Below are 15,339 nucleotides of genomic sequence, written 5' to 3' on the forward strand. Positions count from 1 at the left end.
TTCAGTCTGATGTACGTGCCGCAGTCTGCGGCTATCCGGAGGAGCAGCCGTTATGATCCGCAACCCCGTTCTGCCGGGCTTCAATCCCGATCCGTCTATCTGCCGCGTCGGCGACGATTATTACATCGCGACATCGACCTTCGAATGGTATCCGGGCGTGCAGATCCATCATTCGCGCGATCTGGTGAACTGGACACTGGTGCGCCGTCCGCTGGAGCGCCAATCGCAGCTCGACATGCGCGGCAATCCTGATAGCTGCGGCGTATGGGCGCCGTGTCTTTCCTATGCCGATGGGCAGTTCTGGCTGGTGTATACAGACGTCAAGCGCTTCGACGGCAACTTCAAGGACGCGCACAACTACATTGTCACCTCGCCGACAATCGAGGCCCGCTGGTCTGATCCGGTCTACGTCAACTCCTCCGGTTTCGACCCCTCGCTCTTCCATGACGACGATGGCCGCAAGTGGTTTCTCAACATGCAGTGGAACCACCGCACGGAAAGCTATGGCGGTGCGCCCAAGCATCCAGCCTTCGATGGCATCCTGCTGCAGGAATGGGATCCGGTGACGAAGGCGCTGAAGGGTCCGATCAGAAACATTTTCGCCGGCAGCCCGCTCGGCCTCGTCGAGGGCCCGCATCTCTTCAAGCGCAACGGCTACTATTATCTAACGACCGCCGAAGGCGGCACGGGCTATGATCATGCGGTCACCATGGCGCGTTCGCGCAACATTGCCGGTTCCTACGAGATGCATCCGAATATCCATCTCATCACTTCCAAGGACAATCCGGAAGCCGTTCTGCAGCGGGCAGGGCACGGGCAGTATGTCGAGACGCCCGATGGGCAAGTCTATCACACCCATCTCTGCGGGCGGCCGCTCCCGCCGAAGCGCCGCTGCACGCTTGGCCGCGAAACCAGTCTCCAGAAATGCGTGTGGAAGGCGGACGACTGGCTCTACCTCGAAAACGGCACGACGGTGCCCGATGTCGAAGTTCCGGGTCCCAAGGGTGCAGTTAGCACCGAAAAACCCATTCGCACCGAATACAGTTTCGATGGCGGCACGTTACCTGCGGATTTCCAGTGGCTGCGCACGCCGAAGCCGCAGCGCATCTTCGATCTCACGGCGCGCCCCGGCCATCTGCGCCTCATCGCCCGCGAAAGCATCGGCTCATGGTTCGAGCAGGCGCTCGTCGCCCGCCGCCAGGAGCATCACAGTTTCCGCGCCGAGACTGTTGTGGAGTTCGACCCGGACACCTACCAGCAGGTCGCCGGCCTGACGCATTACTACAATCGCCACAAGTTGCATGCCATAGGCGTGACGCTGCACGAGAAACTCGGCCGCTGCGTCACCATCCTTTCCTGCAACGGGGATTATCCAAACGGTCGACTGAGCTTTCCGGCTGGCAGCGGCGTCGCCCTTCCAGCGGAAGGCCGCGTGCAGCTTTCCATGGAAATCCGCGACAACGACCTGCAGTTCTTCTGGCAGACGGAAGGAAAGGGCGCCTGGCAGCCGATCGGCGCGGTTCTCGATGCCGGCGTCGTCTCCGACGAGGGTGGCCGCGGAGAGCACGGCTCCTTCACCGGTGCCTTCGCCGGCGTCTTCGCCTTCGACACATCGGGCCGCGCCAAGACAGCCGATTTCGACTGGTTCAGTTATGAAGAGCTTTGAAAATGGCTATCGTGATCGAACCGATCGCCGTGCGACACATCGAGAGCTATCACCAGGCTCTCGACGTTGTTTCGCGTGAGCGAAGGTATCTCACCTTCCTTGAGGCTCCTCCGCTCGAAGGCACACGGGAATTCGTGCTCGACATGATCGAGAACAAGCATCCGCAATTTGTCGCCGTGAGGGACGGTGAAGTCGTGGGGTGGTGCGATATCCGGCGACATTCCTTTCCGTCGCATGCCCACCGGGGATCGCTCGGCATGGGCATCATCTCTGCCCATCGCGGACAGGGCATCGGCTCGCGCCTCATGGAGACAACGCTCAAGCAGGCAAGGGAATACAACATCATACGGGTGGAGCTCAGCGTCCATGCCGACAACGCCCGCGCAATCCGTCTTTACGAGAAGGCTGGCTTCGTCAGCGAGGGCGTGAGCAAGGACGCCGTTCGGATCGACGGCCGCTATATCGACGTCGTCAACATGGCTTTGATCTTCTCAAAAAGCGAAACTAATATATAAGAATAATCTTGCAAGTGGCGGTTTCTATTAGAAAAGTTTAATTTTATCTTCAGCTTTGGTTCACCTTCGTGAAATTAGCTTCGGCGTGCAAACATGAGGTTCACCCGATGAAGAAGATATTCACAACTCTGCTTTCCGTTTCCTTCCTGATTACGCCGATTGCTTTGGCATGAGGACCCATGGCTGAGCGAACGACGCATGATTGCCTGGGAGCCGATCTTTGTCAGCCGGTCGATGCGGCAGTGAAGACCGCCAACTGAGCGGCGAAAGCACGCTTGTATGCGGGCCGCGCTTCACCGCGGGCGACATAGGCGAAAAGGTTCGGATATTCCTCCAGTATACCGGATCCTTTCAACCTGAGCAGCACCGACACCATCAGAAGGTCACCGGCGCTGAACTCGCCGTCCAGCCAGGCGGCATCGCCAAGACGACTGGAAAGGCCGCCCAGCCGCTTCCGAATGCTGTCTTCGAGCACACGCAGACGTTGCTCGTACCAAGGCTCGTCGCGCTCGAGAATCTTGGAGAGGGCGCGGTCGAAGATCGGCGTTTCGACCGTATTGAGCGCCGCGAACATCCATGTGATCGCCCGTGCCCGGGCATTCGCATCGTCTGGCAGCAAACCTGCATGGCACTCCGCGATATGGAACACGATTGCCCCCGACTCGAACAGGGCGAGATCGCCTTCTTCATAGGTCGGGATCTGCCCGAAAGGATGTAGCGCGAGATGCGCGGGTTTCTTCAACGCTTTAAACGAAAGCAGGCGAACTTCGTAAGGCTCGCCAACTTCTTCGAGCGCCCAGCGAACGCGCATGTCGCGCGCCAGTCCCTTGCCTCTATCGGGCGACCGTTCAAAGGCCGTAATCGTAATAGTCATCGCTGTTCTCCACGTCTGGTGTCTTGAAGACGAGTGGCTCGACGAGAATCCGACATCCCATGTCTGCGCGCGGTCGCCGTTACAACGCAGATACGGGCTTTTTTGAAGATTTTCTGGCCCGGATGTGCGAAAGTCGCAAAACGGCACGCAAACAGGGCGGCGGCAAGATGTCGTTTTCTCAATCCAGGATTTGCAAGGGCTGCTGGCAGCAGATGCGTCTCCCGGTGCCCTTGCACGGACTGGCTTCCATTCCCTTCCGCGCCTTCGGCATACGGCCGAGCCGGATGAATCCGAACACCTGCACGATTTGCGAACTTATGTTCACGCGCGTGATGAAAGCCCGCAAGATTAATGTTGATGTATCCGTACTTTTTGCAGATCTGAGAGGCTATACGACGCTTTCGCAGTCGCTGTCGGCAGATATTGTCTCCTCGCTGCTGGATGATTTCTACGATGAATGCGCCACAGCAATTTGGGAATATGACGGCCTTCTCAACAAGACGGTCGGGGACGCCATCATGGCTATATTCAACTTTCCGATCCACCACCAGGACCACGCCGCACGTGCTGTGCTCGCTGCCCGGGAGATTCAGCGCCGCTGCCAGTTGCGTCGTGAACGTCACATCGCTGAAGGTGCCGGCCTGGACGGAAGTGAATTCGGTGTTGGTATAGGCATCGATTCCGGCGAGGCCAGCTTCGGAGAGTTCGGCCGATCGCATCGCGATCTGACTGCGATTGGAACTGTTGTGAATACGGCTGCTCGCGCGCAGTCGGTTGCTGACGCAGGGCGGATTCTCGTCACCAAGGCCGTTTGCGAGCGGGCGCAGAGCCAAACGGCCGACAGCAAAGGTCGGGCATATCGCTTGAAGGGCTTTGAGAAGCCGATTGCGCTTTACTCGATCTGAAAACCGTTGAATGCCGCGTCCTTGAGATTGAGGGCCGGGCGCGATTTCTCAGGCGGCTTTCCGTTTCCAACGCAGCTTTTGCGCGGCAGATAGCAGTATCTTCCCTGGCGAGACTCCCCGGGACGCAGCCTCATTGTCCGTGGGTTCGCTCAGTCCCTCGATCGGCGGCAACGGTTCACGCTCCTTAAAGATGCAGCGAAGCGGCCTGAGTTCATCGCCGTCATGCTGTGCGCAGTGGCCACCTTGCGAAGAAGGCGAGCATAAACGCTCGCCTTTGCGGCTCAGCTTTCGCGCGAAAGGCAATCCTTCAAGCTGTTGGCGATGCCGCGCATCATTGTGAAATAAAGATCGGGACCTGCCTCCAGCGTTGCTGCCTCCGGGTCGAGCACGCCGGCTTTCGCATTGGTTCCTTCGATGACGACGCCGACCAGGCGCGGCTCGAACTGCGGTTCGGCGAAGACGCAGGTGGCGCTGAGGTCGGCAACCTTTTTGTGGATCTCCGATACGCGCTCGGCGCCGGGCATGTTTTCCGGGCTCACCGTAATGGAGCCAGCGACGCGGACGCCATAACGGTGCTCGAAATACTGATAGGCGTCGTGAAAGACGATGAAAGGCCTGTCCTTCACCGGGGCAATGATGCCGGTAATTTCCTGGTCGAGCGCATCGATCTTTCCGTCGAGGGCCTTGGCATTGGCCTGGTAGGTCAGCGCGTTGGCGGGATCGGCGGCCACCAGCGTCGTGGTGATTTGCGCAGCCATGGCCTTGGCGTTCATCGGGTCGAGCCAGAGGTGCGTGTCAAATTCGCCGTGAGCGTGATCGTCTTGCGCATGCGTGTCATGATCGTGCCCGGCCTCTTCATGCTTATGTCCGGCTTCCGCCTCGTCGCCATCACCGTGCGGTTCGAAGGCGCCGCCTTCGCGGAACTTCAGCTTCACGAGGCCTGGCGCATCCTCCAGCTCGGCGATGCTGGCGCCGGAGCCCAGCGATTCCAGCGGCTTTTCGAGGAACGCTTCGAGGCCGGGACCAACCCAGAAGATCACCTTGGCGCTCTGCAGTGCGCTCGCGTCCGACGGCTTGAGATTGTAGGTATGCGGTGAGGCGGGGCCATCGACGATGAGTTCGGGCGTCCCGATGCCCTGCATGATTGCCGAAACCAGCGAATGGATCGGCTTGATCGAGGTTACGACAGCCGGTGCATCCGCCGCCTTGGATGCGCCGGCCAGCAGGACTGCCGAGATCGCCAGGGAAAGGCCGATAGCCATTTTCATGTTCACGCTCCGCTTGAATTCAGTTGTAATGTTATTACATCAATTGCGTAATGCTATAACGTGTGCGATAGCATGAGGCAACAGCACTGTCGGAAAAATGATGTTATCTCCCGCAAACCCTGCTTCGGAGCCGCTGGTCTCTCTCCACAATGTGGGTGTCCGGCGGGATGGCCGCTGGCTCGTCCGGGGCGTGGATTTTTCGATTTCACGCGGCGAGATCGTCACCCTGATCGGCCCGAACGGCTCCGGAAAATCGACAAGCGCCAAGGCGGCGATCGGCATTTTGAAGCCAGATGAGGGCAAGGTGGAGCGAGCAAGCAGCCTCAAGGTCGGCTACGTGCCGCAGAAGCTTGCGATCGACTGGACGCTGCCGCTCACCGTCCGGCGCCTCATGACACTGACCGGCTCGCTTCCGGAAGGCGAGATGATGGCCGCGCTCGAGGCCGCCGGCATGGCTCATATGCTGAATGCCGAGGTGCAGCACCTTTCCGGCGGCGAGTTCCAGCGGGCGCTGATGGCGCGTGCCATCGCCCGCAAGCCCGATCTGCTCGTGCTGGATGAACCGGTTCAGGGCGTCGATTTCTCCGGCGAGATCGCGCTATACGATCTCATCAAGCAGATCCGTAATTCCACCGGCTGCGGAATCCTCTTGATCTCGCATGATCTCCATGTCGTCATGGCGGAGACCGATACGGTCATTTGCCTCAATGGCCATGTCTGCTGCCGTGGCACGCCGGAGACGGTCAGCCAGAGCCCGGAATATGTGCGACTCTTCGGCACCCGTGCGGCAAAGACGCTCGCCGTTTACAGCCACCACCACGACCACACGCATCTGCCGGACGGCCGCGTGCTGCATTCAGATGGTTCGGTGACGGATCATTGCCATCCCGACGACGGCCATCACCACGATCACGATCACTTCGATGACGAGCGCCACCATCATGCGGGAGAGCGCCATGCTTGACGATTTCTTCGTCCGCGCGATCCTTGCCGGTGTCGGCCTGGCGCTCACAACCGGGCCGCTCGGCTGCTTCATCATCTGGCGGCGCATGGCCTATTTCGGCGATACGATCGCTCATTCCGCGCTGCTTGGTGTTGCGCTGTCGCTGCTCTTTGAGTTCAACCTGACGTTAGCCGTCTTTGCTGTTGCGGCGACAGTTTCGATCCTGTTGCTCTTCTTGCAGAAGCGGCAGGCGCTGTCGGCCGATGCGCTGCTCGGCATCTTGTCGCACGCGACGCTGGCGATCGGGCTCGTCATGGTCGCCTTCATGAGTTGGGTGCGCATCGACCTCATCGCCTTCCTTTTCGGCGATATCCTCGCCGTCGCGAAAAGCGATATCGCGTTGATCTGGGGCGGCGGCTTCTTCGTCGTCGCTGCAATCGCCTGGCTCTGGCGTCCGCTGTTGGCGTCGACCGTCAACCCCGAGCTTGCCGAAGCCGAGGGGCTGCAACCGGAACGGGCGAAGCTCTTTTTCATGCTCCTGATGGCGATCGTCATCGCCATTGCCATGAAGATCGTCGGCATAATGCTGATCACGTCGCTGCTGATCATCCCGGCGGCCGCGGCCCGCCGTTTCTCGTCGACACCGGAGTTCATGGCCGTTCTCGCGTCTCTGATCGGTGCTGCCGCCGTCGTCGGCGGCCTGTTCGGCTCGCTCACCTACGATACCCCGTCAGGCCCGTCGATCGTGGTTGCCGCACTCATTCTCTTCATCTTCAGCCTGCTGCCGCGGCTGGGGCGCAAGGAACCGCAAGGACAAGGCTCATGAACGCACCTCAACTGACCAAGAACCAGGCGCTGGTCTTCGACGTGCTGGAAAAGGCCGACGGCCCGCTCAGCGCCTATACCATCCTCGACAAGTTGCGCGACCACGGGTTCCGCGCCCCTCTGCAGGTCTACCGTGCGTTGGAGAAGCTGCTCGAATATGGCGTCGTGCATCGGCTGGAGAGTATCAATTCCTTCGTTGTCTGCGCTCATCCGAACGAGAATTGCCACAGCCACGGCACCGTTGCCTTCGCGATTTGCGAAAGCTGCGGCCATGTTATGGAATTCCACGATCACGACGTCGATAACCGGCTGATGAACTGGACCCGCGGCAAGAAATTCAAGGCGGAGAAGACGACGATCGAAATCCGCGGTCTTTGCGAGACCTGCGCCGCCTAGTACAATTCCTCGCCGGCTAGTCGATCCGCTTCAAGTCGCGGGCGAAGCGCTGCCAGTTGGCGACATATTTTTCCGCCGAGCGCCTGAGCCCCTCTATCGCCTTTTCATCGAGTGTCCGTATCGCGCGGGCAGGCGAGCCGACGATCAGTGAACCGTCGGGAAATGCCTTGCCTTCCGTCACCAGGGCATTGGCACCGACAAGGCAGTTGTTTCCGATCTTCGCGCCGTTCAAGACGGTTGCGCCCATGCCGATCAGTGAATTGTCGCCGATCGTGCAGCCGTGGACGATCGCGTGATGACCGATGGTGCAGCCTTGGCCGATCGTCACCGGAAAGCCCGGATCGGTGTGAAGCATCGCGCCTTCCTGGATATTGGTGTTGCTGCCGACGGTGACCGTCTCGTTGTCGCCGCGAAGCACGGCCCCGAACCAGATGCCGACGCCTTCGCCAAGCTCCGTCTGCCCGATTACATGCGCGTCAGGCGCAATCCAGTAGAGCCCGCTCGGCGGCAATTTCGGCGACAATCCCCCAAGCGTGTAAACGGGCATGGCAATCTCCTCAGGCGACTGTTACGGCAAGCGTCGCGATACCATCAATGCCGCATTCGACGCGATCGCCTTTCTCGACGGCGCCGACACCGGCCGGCGTGCCGGTCATGATGACGTCACCGGGCGCCAGGACGAAGAGCTTGGAGAGCTCAGCGATGATTTCCGGCATCTTCCAGATCATCTGCTTCAGGTCGCCGTCCTGAACGCGCTTGCCGTTGTGGTCGAGCCAGATGCGGCCCGCCTCCGGATGGCCGAGGCGGCTTGCAGGTACGATTGCCGAAACCGGTGCCGAGTATTCAAAGGCCTTTGCCACTTCCCAGGGACGGCCGAGCTTCTTTGCCTCGGCCTGCAGATCGCGGCGGGTGAAATCGATGCCGACGCCATAGCCATAGATGCAGTCAAGCGCGCTGCTGAGGGGAATGTTCCCGCCGCCGGATTTCAGCACAATCACGCATTCTGCCTCGTAATGCACATCAGTGGAAAGGGACGGATAGGGGAATGGCTTGCCGGGAGGCAGCAGGTTGTCAGCGTTTTTTTGAAAGAAGAACGGCGGCTCGCGGCTCGGGTCGTGCCCCATCTCGATTGCGTGATCGGCATAGTTGCGCCCGACGCAATAGACGCGGCGTACCGGAAAGACGTCGCTGCTGCCTTCGATGGGAAGTAGAACCGGCTGCGGAAGCGGAATGACGGTAGCGGGGCTTCTTGCTGACATTGAGATGCTCTAGCTGTTATCGAATCCGACGATCTTAAACGGAAAATCGCAAGCGGGGAAAGCGCAACGGTACGATTATCCTTCCGTGCCCGAGACATCGCTGCGGACGATCTGATAATAGGCCGCAAGTTCGGGGATCGCCTGCGGCAGCGTATCGAATACGGGATCGTTCGGCGAAAGCCTGCCCGCATATTTCATTTCGACGAAAGCCTGGTGCGCTGCCAGCGACGCGGCACCCGCGTGATGCAGCACCGTGAAAACCGGCGTGGGGAGCGTCTTGCCTTTGACCATGACACGGTCGAGCTCGGCGACGGTATAGGTGTCTGCCACAAGCTTTGCAGTCTGCTCGCCGAGAAGCAGAGCGACACCATAATTTTTCGAGACTCCCTCCAGGCGCGAGGCGAGATTGACCGCGTCCCCGAGACAGGAATAATCGAAACGCCGGTGCGAGCCCATGTTGCCTACAACGCACTCGCCGGTATTGATGCCGACGCCCATTTTCAGCGCATGCAGCGGCGTTCCGTTTATCCTGGCCTCCTTCTCGAGCTGCCTGTTCAGGCTTGCGATCGCTTCTTGCATCGCGAGCGAGGCCGCAACGGCATGCAGCGCATGATCCGCATCGTCGAGGGGCGCGTTCCAGAAGGCCATGATGCAATCGCCCATATACTTGTCGATCGTCCCGGCGTGATCCATCACGACATCGGAAAGCGGTGTCAGGAGGCGGTTGATGAGGCCGGTGAGCTGCTCCGGATCGTCCTTCAGCGTTTCGGCAATCGTCGTGAAACCCCGCACGTCCGAAAACAGGACCGATAGCGTCCGCCGCTCGCCGCCGAGCTTCAGCTGTGATGGATCCTCGGAAAGCCGTTTGACGAGATCGGGCGATATATATTGCGAGAAGGCGAGAGTGATCTGCTTCTTCTTGCGTCGCTCTTCGGCAAAATCGAATGCCGCCTGGCCGAAGGCGACCGACACATAAGCTACGACCGGCCCCAGCGGCGAGACGAACAGATTGCCGAAGCGGATGCCGGCATAGCTCAGCGCCGCCGCGACACCGATGAAGACAACCGTGGCGGCGGATGTCGGCCAGCCCGTGGATTTCCAGACGGTCGCTGCAGCGAGGATGGCGGCGATCAGAATGGCGAAGGCAACCACTGGAAGGCGCGCCAGCTCGATCGAATAACGGTGCACGATGTTGTCATAGATCGTCGCCTGGATTTCGACGCCGGCGATCAGTCTGCCGGTATGGACCGTGTAAGGCGTGGCAAAGGCATCTGCACCGCCTTTGTCGATTTCCGGCGCATTCTGCAGGCTGAGCCCGACGAGTACCACGCGGTCCTTGAAGAAATCCTTCGGCAGAAAGTTCTCTGGGTCCAGCGCCTGATAATAAGAAACCGTCGGGTAACTTCGTGATGGTCCGAATGACTGAATGAGCGCGTTGGCGGGCAGGCGGCCCGGTGCCGTCCCGGCTGCCTGCGCAAGGGTGATGGCAAAGCCGTCCTGATAGGGCGGGATGGTGCGGAAGACGCCGTCGCCGCCGAGATCGATCGAAGCGATGCCGGTTCTCGCGCCGGCTTCCGTCAGTTGCGGCATCGGCGTGGCGCGGATCAACTGGTCGGCCTGCGGCGTCTGGATCAGCGTTTCGTCGCCGGCAAGCACAATGTCCGGCCCAACGGCCGCAGTTATTGCGGCATCGTCCTCTCGCGAAGACTGTTCGGCCATGATGATATCGAGGCCGATTGTCTTGGCGCCCGCTGCGCGCAGCTGCCGGATCAGCCGGGCATGCAGGCTGCGCGGCCAGGGCCATTGCTCGTTGATCTCCGCAAGCGACGGCTCGTCGATCGCCACGATCACCGGCGCATCAGCAGGCGGCAGCGGATCGTCGACGGTCGAAAGATAATCGAAGCTCCGCAGTTCCAGCAGCGACCAGGCCGGCAGACGCGATAGCAGCGAAATGGCAATCAGCGTCAAAAGCACCAGAACCGCCAGCCGCACCGGTCGGCTGCTGAACGGCCAGCCTGGTTGGCGTATTTTGCGCCCGGTATCTGCGACCGCGATCATCAGAAGCGAATTTCAAGCGTGCCTTTGAACACGCGGCCCCAGCCATTGAATCCTGAGGCGACCTCAAAATCCTCATCAAGCAGATTGTAAGCTGCTGCTTCGAGTGCGAACCGCTTATCAAGTGGCTCCCAGACAAGATTTGCATCGAGCGTCCAGTAATCATCGAGAATCTCGTCGGACTGATCGCCATGGCGTTCGCCGACGTAGTTGGCCGCAAGCGTAGCTTTCACATTGGCTTCGTTCACCCAGGTGAGGGCAATTTGTCCCGAGTACCTTGGAAGGAATGGCAATTCTTGTCCATAACCGCCGCTCGACGGATCGTTATCTTCGGAATCGCTGAGGGCGTATGTCGCAGCCAAGCCAAACCCATGTCCCAAAGCAACGTTTGCTGTAAACGAAGCACGATCTGCGCGCGCTTTGCGGGTGTCAAAGCTCTCCAGAGCAATGATGTTGTCGATTGAGAGGTCGCGGAGTTCCTGATGCTGGAAGTCTACAGCCGTAAACAACCAATCATTCCATTCAGCATCCCATCGAACAGTGAACGTATCCGCATATCCTGAAAGATCGGTGCCGAATGTGTTAGGCTGCAGGCCGACGATGCCGACCGGGGCAAGGGTCGGCGTGGTCCCGTTCGTGCCTTGTCGCAAGTAACCGGCTCGCAGCCAATGGCCCACCGCCGGCGACCAAGCGACTCCTATACGGGGCTCTAGACGTTGAATGTCTACCTCGTCGCCTTGGTAAAAGGTCCCGAAGAGCCCGTACTGCGCCGTCAAATCGGGCGTTATCTCGTGAAGGAGATCGATGTATACCTTGCCATAGCGAGTACCGGTGCGTTCCTCGACCTCACCGAGAGGGATACCAGCGAATGAAACGCCCGTGGTCGTTTCTGTGTCGATCCATCCTCCTTCGATCCCATAGCGCCAGGTCAGGTCGTCCATACCGTAGGTGCGATTTATCGCGCCGACGTAATTTTCCTGCTTAGTGAGTATTAGGCTTGAAAACAGACCGGGAATTAGTGGCGGAACGAGAATGTTTTGATCCATCGAAGAATCAACTGATGAATAGAAGAAAGCTGAATTTACGACGTTCCGATATCCGAAAGTATGGCTCAAGCCGACGCCGGCAATGGTAAATTGGTTATCAAGGCCATAGTAGAGGCCTGGCACCAGCGGCAGAAATGCTCTGGACGGAATGTCGAGATCGTATTTTGAATCTGAATGATTGAGGAATGCGACGAAACGATCGTCCGGAGTTATCGATGCCGTCACGTAGCCATTGCCGGCGACAAGCTTCGTATCGGTGTTTAAATCAAGCGCACCGTTATTGTATTCGCGTGTCGTGTCAGAGGTCTTTTCCCACTGGAAATTTGCGAAGAAGCTGATGGGCCGGGGTTCATTGGAAAAGCCCTGAATCTCAGCCTCACCCAACGAGCCCGCACTTTCTTGCGTCAGCGTCGTTCCAGCGCCAATCGAGCCTTCCAGGAAGGGCATGCGCGCAAGATTTGCCGACCGCGAGCGACCCGAAAGCATGTGGGGATCAAACAATAATCCTTGAATGAAGGATGAATAGGATGACGCGTTTGCGGTGTTGGTGACCACGTTCCCGCCATAAAGAAATGAATTGGCGAGCGGGTTTACGCTTCCACGAAAAGTCTGGTCGAAATAGCTGCTGCCCGAAAACGGATCGAAGACCGCATCGCCGTAGTATTGACCCCAGGCGTCCAAACCCTGGAGGCGAAAAGCTGCATTGAGCGTCGAGCCGCCGTTTTGGTTGGCTCCAAGCGAGGCGTAATATCCTCCCCGCGCGCGCGATCGCTTGAGATATTCACGGGCACTCTTCATCGCGCCATCTGAGTCATAGTCGTCTATTGCGACGGCTGCGCGGAATGCTGCGACAGAAGGATCGTTCTTGTCCAGCCGATCGGCATTATCGAGCGCCTGACTGGAGGCTTCGCGGTCGCCATTCTCGTAGTGGCCGGCGGCGAGCATGAGCTGGGCCTGCGAATAGCCGGGGTTGGCAGTCGAGGAGGCGAGCAGGTCATCGACCGCTTTTTCCCTCTCGTTCATCTGCAGATAATAGCGGCCGCGTGCCAAAATGGCGATGTTGAAGGCAGGGTCGGCGGCAAGCGCCAAATCGATCTCGCGCTTGGCCTCTTTCATACGCGACTGGTCGAGATAGAGGATCGCGAGATTTGCATGGCCAACCGGATCGTCTGGATCAAGCTCGATGGACTTCTTGAGCGCGGCTTCCGCTTCGCGCGTCGCACCGCGGGCATCCTGGAGCAGGCCGAGGTCGTTCCAGGCGCTGGACGAGCCCGGCGCGATACTGATCGCATTGTTCAGGTCCATAAGCGCGCCATCGAGATTACCTTCATAATCGGCGCGCATGCGGGCTCGGGCCTGCAACGCATTGGGATCGGTCGGGTCGATCGAGAGCGATCGGTCGATCGCCTCTTTCATCTGGATTCGGTCGTTGATCAGCATCGCGAGCTGGGCGCGCAAGGCGGGCAGGGTGGAATCGTTGGGATATCGCGCTTCCGCCTGCTTCATCGTCGCTATCGCGGCCGGGATGTCCTCAAGGAACCCTGAAGTGTAAGCCTTCATCACGGCAGAATAGGGGCCCGTGACGTTTGCCGGCGGCTTTTCGGCATGACTGGGATCACGCAGGGAACGCGAATAATAGCTGCCATAGGCCGCGATGCTCCGGCGCTGCGGATCGAGCACCCGTTCAGCCCGCGAGAACAATTTTGCTGCCTCGTCATATCGCTTTTCGGCGCCGGCAATCAGGGCGTCGATCAGGTCGGCACGAGCGCGCTGGGCGGCGGAAAGCTTGAACATGCGCGCATTCGCCAGCGATTCCTGCGCCTTCTGCCGGCCGTCGAGTGACAGTTGTACCTCTGAAAGCGTCAGCCAGTCCTCCGCACTTCTTGCCTCAGGTGCCCTGGCTTCGATGCGGCTGCGTTCGCTGCGCATCTTCTGGACCGGAAGCGGCGAGGCGGGCATGAAGGTGAAACCGCCGCGCAGCGTCAGGTAGAACAGCATCTGCTCGCGGTCGTCCGGCGCAACGATGACAAGCTTGCGGGGCGCCTGTCCGATGGTGGCGACGGCCGCTTGGCCCTGCGTGACCTCGACGCTACCGTGCTCGTTCTTCAGCTCGACGCGGCCTTCCAGCACGATCAGCGAGGTTTGGTCTCCCTTGACCGTCAGCGTCCAGTCGGTGCCGCGGATGGCAGCTGCTGCGGCCGGTGTCTGAACGGTCAGGCCCGAGCCGCCGCGCTGGGCGCGGGCCCACATCGTGCCGGACTGGAGGTTGAGGATCGTATCGCCCGCCGGCGCCATCTGCTTGACCTGCAGCGACGAATTCCGGCCGAGGCGTACCTGCGTGCGGTCCGCGAACAGGACCGCGAGTTGGCCGGTGGCATTGGTACGCAGCACGTCGCCGCCCAAAAGCTCCTGGTTAAGGTCGACATTCTGCCAGTTGGACAGGTCGACGAACCGGACTTCCTCGCCGACCCTGCGGTCGATCACGGAGCCTGCAGCCGGTGCCGCGCGGCGTACGGGTTCAGCGGCTGCCGGCCGCCCAAGACAGCACGCCACGCTCAACGCCGTAACGGCGGACATGGAACTGATGAATTTTCCCCTCATGTCTAATGCGTTTGTCTATATGAAGTTGAAAAGTCAAGATGCGCTGCATGCGCGCTATTGCTTTGGCTGTGAAGTGTAATATCACGGAAACACTTTTAGGCTGGAGTTGAGAACGTGACCGATTTTGAAAGTGCGGCTGAGCTTATGAGGAGTGGGCCCTCGACAGAGGATATAGGTGCAGAGTATTTTGATCACATAAAGAAAATTAACGATATATTTTACGACCAGATCAAGATTTCAGATCAGAAAGCTGCCTATATCTTTACTTTCATGCTCGCATTCTTGGTTAGTTCGAGTGAGGTTCGCAGCGTATTTACCTTGGAGCGCTATGTTAACGGGTACCAGCAGAGCATGCTTTTCTCGGGATTGCTTGCCGCGGCGTCGGTCTTTTCAATCATATCGGCCATCCTCGCAGTTCTGCCGCGCCACGTTAACAAGTCGACCTCCCTGTTCTGGGGGTCATGGGGCAAGCACCGCCATCGCTTCTGGGATGCAGCGCAGCGCCGGGACGAGGTCTATCTTTTCAACGAGTATCTGAACAATGCCGATATTCTCTCGGCAATCGCCCGAGGAAAATATCGCTGCGTGACCTTCGCCTTCCGCGGGTTGATGGTGACCGTGATTGCCTATGTGCTCCTGCTCATTGCCGCCTAAGCGGGGGCCCAAGCTGGCCTTGGTCCTATTTCTTCGCGAGAAGCCCTCGTCCCGCGTGAGCTATGCTCACCATGCTGTGGTTCGGAACACCGGGGCGGTAGCGAAACGAGATCGAGCTTAAAATCACGCAAGGCGGCAGGATGTCTGTGGCAGACGGCAAGGGGCATTATTCCAATGGCCCGGTGTTTTCCGTTGCGCCGATGATCGACTGGACGGACGGTGCGAATTTGTTGGTTATTCAACAACTATTTGACGCTGTTGCCGTGTACCAGATACCAAATTGAGGTCAGTTCAGGCCGGGAATCAGCGCTGGAGAACAACGGATCGAGCGC

14 protein-coding genes are annotated in these 15,339 nt (G+C 59.3%); 8 read left to right on the forward strand and 6 right to left on the reverse strand.

Annotation, left to right across the window (positions count from 1 at the left end; genetic code table 11):
- Window positions 1–52 precede the first annotated feature (52 nt).
- Together EV130_RS15065 and EV130_RS15070 are read left to right on the forward strand one after the other, a co-directional pair.
- Complete coding sequence (locus EV130_RS15065) at window positions 53–1,666, forward strand: glycoside hydrolase family 43 protein (protein WP_132660700.1); 1,614 nt, start codon at window positions 53–55, stop codon at window positions 1,664–1,666.
- 2 nt (window positions 1,667–1,668) lie between these two features.
- A complete protein-coding gene (locus EV130_RS15070; RefSeq protein ID WP_132660702.1) occupies window positions 1,669–2,181 on the forward strand; it encodes a GNAT family N-acetyltransferase in 513 nt (170 codons plus the stop codon).
- A gap of 223 nt (window positions 2,182–2,404) precedes the next feature.
- Here the strand turns inward: EV130_RS15070 and EV130_RS15075 are convergent, their stop codons facing one another.
- On the reverse strand, window positions 2,405–3,055 hold the full coding sequence (locus tag EV130_RS15075) for a glutathione S-transferase family protein (protein ID WP_074061540.1): 651 nt from the start codon (window positions 3,053–3,055) through the stop codon (window positions 2,405–2,407).
- A 167-nt stretch (window positions 3,056–3,222) separates the two neighbouring features.
- Between EV130_RS15075 and EV130_RS15080 the strand changes: the two genes are divergently transcribed.
- Window positions 3,223–3,960 carry an adenylate/guanylate cyclase domain-containing protein gene (locus EV130_RS15080; RefSeq protein ID WP_074063202.1) on the forward strand — a complete coding sequence of 246 codons (738 nt, stop codon included), beginning with the start codon at window positions 3,223–3,225 and terminating at the stop codon, window positions 3,958–3,960.
- A gap of 281 nt (window positions 3,961–4,241) precedes the next feature.
- On the opposite strand, the gene EV130_RS15085 is transcribed toward EV130_RS15080, so the two are convergent.
- The gene (locus tag EV130_RS15085) at window positions 4,242–5,228 is read right to left on the reverse strand and encodes a zinc ABC transporter substrate-binding protein (RefSeq protein WP_074061539.1); all 987 of its coding nucleotides are present in this window, start codon (window positions 5,226–5,228) and stop codon (window positions 4,242–4,244) included.
- A 100-nt stretch (window positions 5,229–5,328) separates the two neighbouring features.
- On the opposite strand from EV130_RS15085, the gene znuC reads away from it, so the two are divergent.
- The 3 genes from znuC to EV130_RS15100 are packed head-to-tail and all read left to right on the forward strand — an operon-like array spanning window position 5,329 to window position 7,392.
- Window positions 5,329–6,192 carry a zinc ABC transporter ATP-binding protein ZnuC gene (gene znuC, locus EV130_RS15090; RefSeq protein WP_074061538.1) on the forward strand — a complete coding sequence of 288 codons (864 nt, stop codon included), beginning with the start codon at window positions 5,329–5,331 and terminating at the stop codon, window positions 6,190–6,192.
- Window positions 6,185–6,997, forward strand: a complete 813-nt coding sequence (gene znuB, locus EV130_RS15095; RefSeq protein WP_074061537.1) for a zinc ABC transporter permease subunit ZnuB — start codon at window positions 6,185–6,187, stop codon at window positions 6,995–6,997. The genes znuC and znuB overlap by 8 nt, the downstream gene beginning before the upstream one ends.
- Complete coding sequence (locus tag EV130_RS15100) at window positions 6,994–7,392, forward strand: Fur family transcriptional regulator (RefSeq protein WP_074061536.1); 399 nt, start codon at window positions 6,994–6,996, stop codon at window positions 7,390–7,392. The genes znuB and EV130_RS15100 overlap by 4 nt, the downstream gene beginning before the upstream one ends.
- A 16-nt stretch (window positions 7,393–7,408) precedes the next feature.
- On the opposite strand, the gene EV130_RS15105 is transcribed toward EV130_RS15100, so the two are convergent.
- From EV130_RS15105 to EV130_RS15120, 4 genes are all read right to left on the reverse strand, one after another.
- On the reverse strand, window positions 7,409–7,939 hold the full coding sequence (locus tag EV130_RS15105) for a gamma carbonic anhydrase family protein (RefSeq protein WP_074061535.1): 531 nt from the start codon (window positions 7,937–7,939) through the stop codon (window positions 7,409–7,411).
- A gap of 10 nt (window positions 7,940–7,949) precedes the next feature.
- Entirely contained in the window at window positions 7,950–8,651 is a 702-nt protein-coding gene (locus tag EV130_RS15110; protein WP_132550230.1) for a fumarylacetoacetate hydrolase family protein, read from the reverse strand.
- A 75-nt stretch (window positions 8,652–8,726) separates the two neighbouring features.
- Complete coding sequence (locus EV130_RS15115) at window positions 8,727–10,709, reverse strand: adenylate/guanylate cyclase domain-containing protein (protein ID WP_132660704.1); 1,983 nt, start codon at window positions 10,707–10,709, stop codon at window positions 8,727–8,729.
- On the reverse strand, window positions 10,709–14,353 hold the full coding sequence (locus tag EV130_RS15120) for a FecR domain-containing protein (RefSeq protein WP_132660706.1): 3,645 nt from the start codon (window positions 14,351–14,353) through the stop codon (window positions 10,709–10,711). The genes EV130_RS15115 and EV130_RS15120 overlap by 1 nt, the downstream gene beginning before the upstream one ends.
- Window positions 14,354–14,467: 114 nt before the next feature.
- Here EV130_RS15120 and EV130_RS15125 point away from each other — a divergent pair, with 114 nt between their 5' ends.
- Together EV130_RS15125 and EV130_RS32570 are read left to right on the forward strand one after the other, a co-directional pair.
- Entirely contained in the window at window positions 14,468–15,007 is a 540-nt protein-coding gene (locus EV130_RS15125; RefSeq protein WP_074061531.1) for a Pycsar system effector family protein, read from the forward strand.
- Between the two features lie 140 nt (window positions 15,008–15,147).
- Window positions 15,148–15,291 (forward strand): hypothetical protein, encoded by a 144-nt coding sequence (locus EV130_RS32570; RefSeq protein ID WP_165918529.1) that lies wholly within the window; start codon window positions 15,148–15,150, stop codon window positions 15,289–15,291.
- The last annotated feature ends 48 nt before the right edge of the window (window positions 15,292–15,339 follow it).

This window comes from Rhizobium azibense (genome assembly GCF_004342325.1).
In the GTDB taxonomy this organism is placed as follows: domain Bacteria; phylum Pseudomonadota; class Alphaproteobacteria; order Rhizobiales; family Rhizobiaceae; genus Rhizobium; species Rhizobium etli_B.

Bases quoted from the DNA above. Each gene is read 5' to 3' on its own strand.
- EV130_RS15065 (WP_132660700.1), top strand. From the start codon at position 53: ATGATCCGCAACCCCGTTCTGCCGGGCTTCAATCCCGATCCGTCTATC.
- EV130_RS15070 (WP_132660702.1), top strand. From the start codon at position 1,669: ATGGCTATCGTGATCGAACCGATCGCCGTGCGACACATCGAGAGCTAT.
- EV130_RS15075 (WP_074061540.1), bottom strand. From the start codon at position 3,055: ATGACTATTACGATTACGGCCTTTGAACGGTCGCCCGATAGAGGCAAG.
- EV130_RS15080 (WP_074063202.1), top strand. From the start codon at position 3,223: ATGTCGTTTTCTCAATCCAGGATTTGCAAGGGCTGCTGGCAGCAGATG.
- EV130_RS15085 (WP_074061539.1), bottom strand. From the start codon at position 5,228: ATGAAAATGGCTATCGGCCTTTCCCTGGCGATCTCGGCAGTCCTGCTG.
- znuC (WP_074061538.1), top strand. From the start codon at position 5,329: ATGTTATCTCCCGCAAACCCTGCTTCGGAGCCGCTGGTCTCTCTCCAC.
- znuB (WP_074061537.1), top strand. From the start codon at position 6,185: ATGCTTGACGATTTCTTCGTCCGCGCGATCCTTGCCGGTGTCGGCCTG.
- EV130_RS15100 (WP_074061536.1), top strand. From the start codon at position 6,994: ATGAACGCACCTCAACTGACCAAGAACCAGGCGCTGGTCTTCGACGTG.
- EV130_RS15105 (WP_074061535.1), bottom strand. From the start codon at position 7,939: ATGCCCGTTTACACGCTTGGGGGATTGTCGCCGAAATTGCCGCCGAGC.
- EV130_RS15110 (WP_132550230.1), bottom strand. From the start codon at position 8,651: ATGTCAGCAAGAAGCCCCGCTACCGTCATTCCGCTTCCGCAGCCGGTT.
- EV130_RS15115 (WP_132660704.1), bottom strand. From the start codon at position 10,709: ATGATCGCGGTCGCAGATACCGGGCGCAAAATACGCCAACCAGGCTGG.
- EV130_RS15120 (WP_132660706.1), bottom strand. From the start codon at position 14,353: ATGAGGGGAAAATTCATCAGTTCCATGTCCGCCGTTACGGCGTTGAGC.
- EV130_RS32570 (WP_165918529.1), top strand. From the start codon at position 15,148: ATGTCTGTGGCAGACGGCAAGGGGCATTATTCCAATGGCCCGGTGTTT.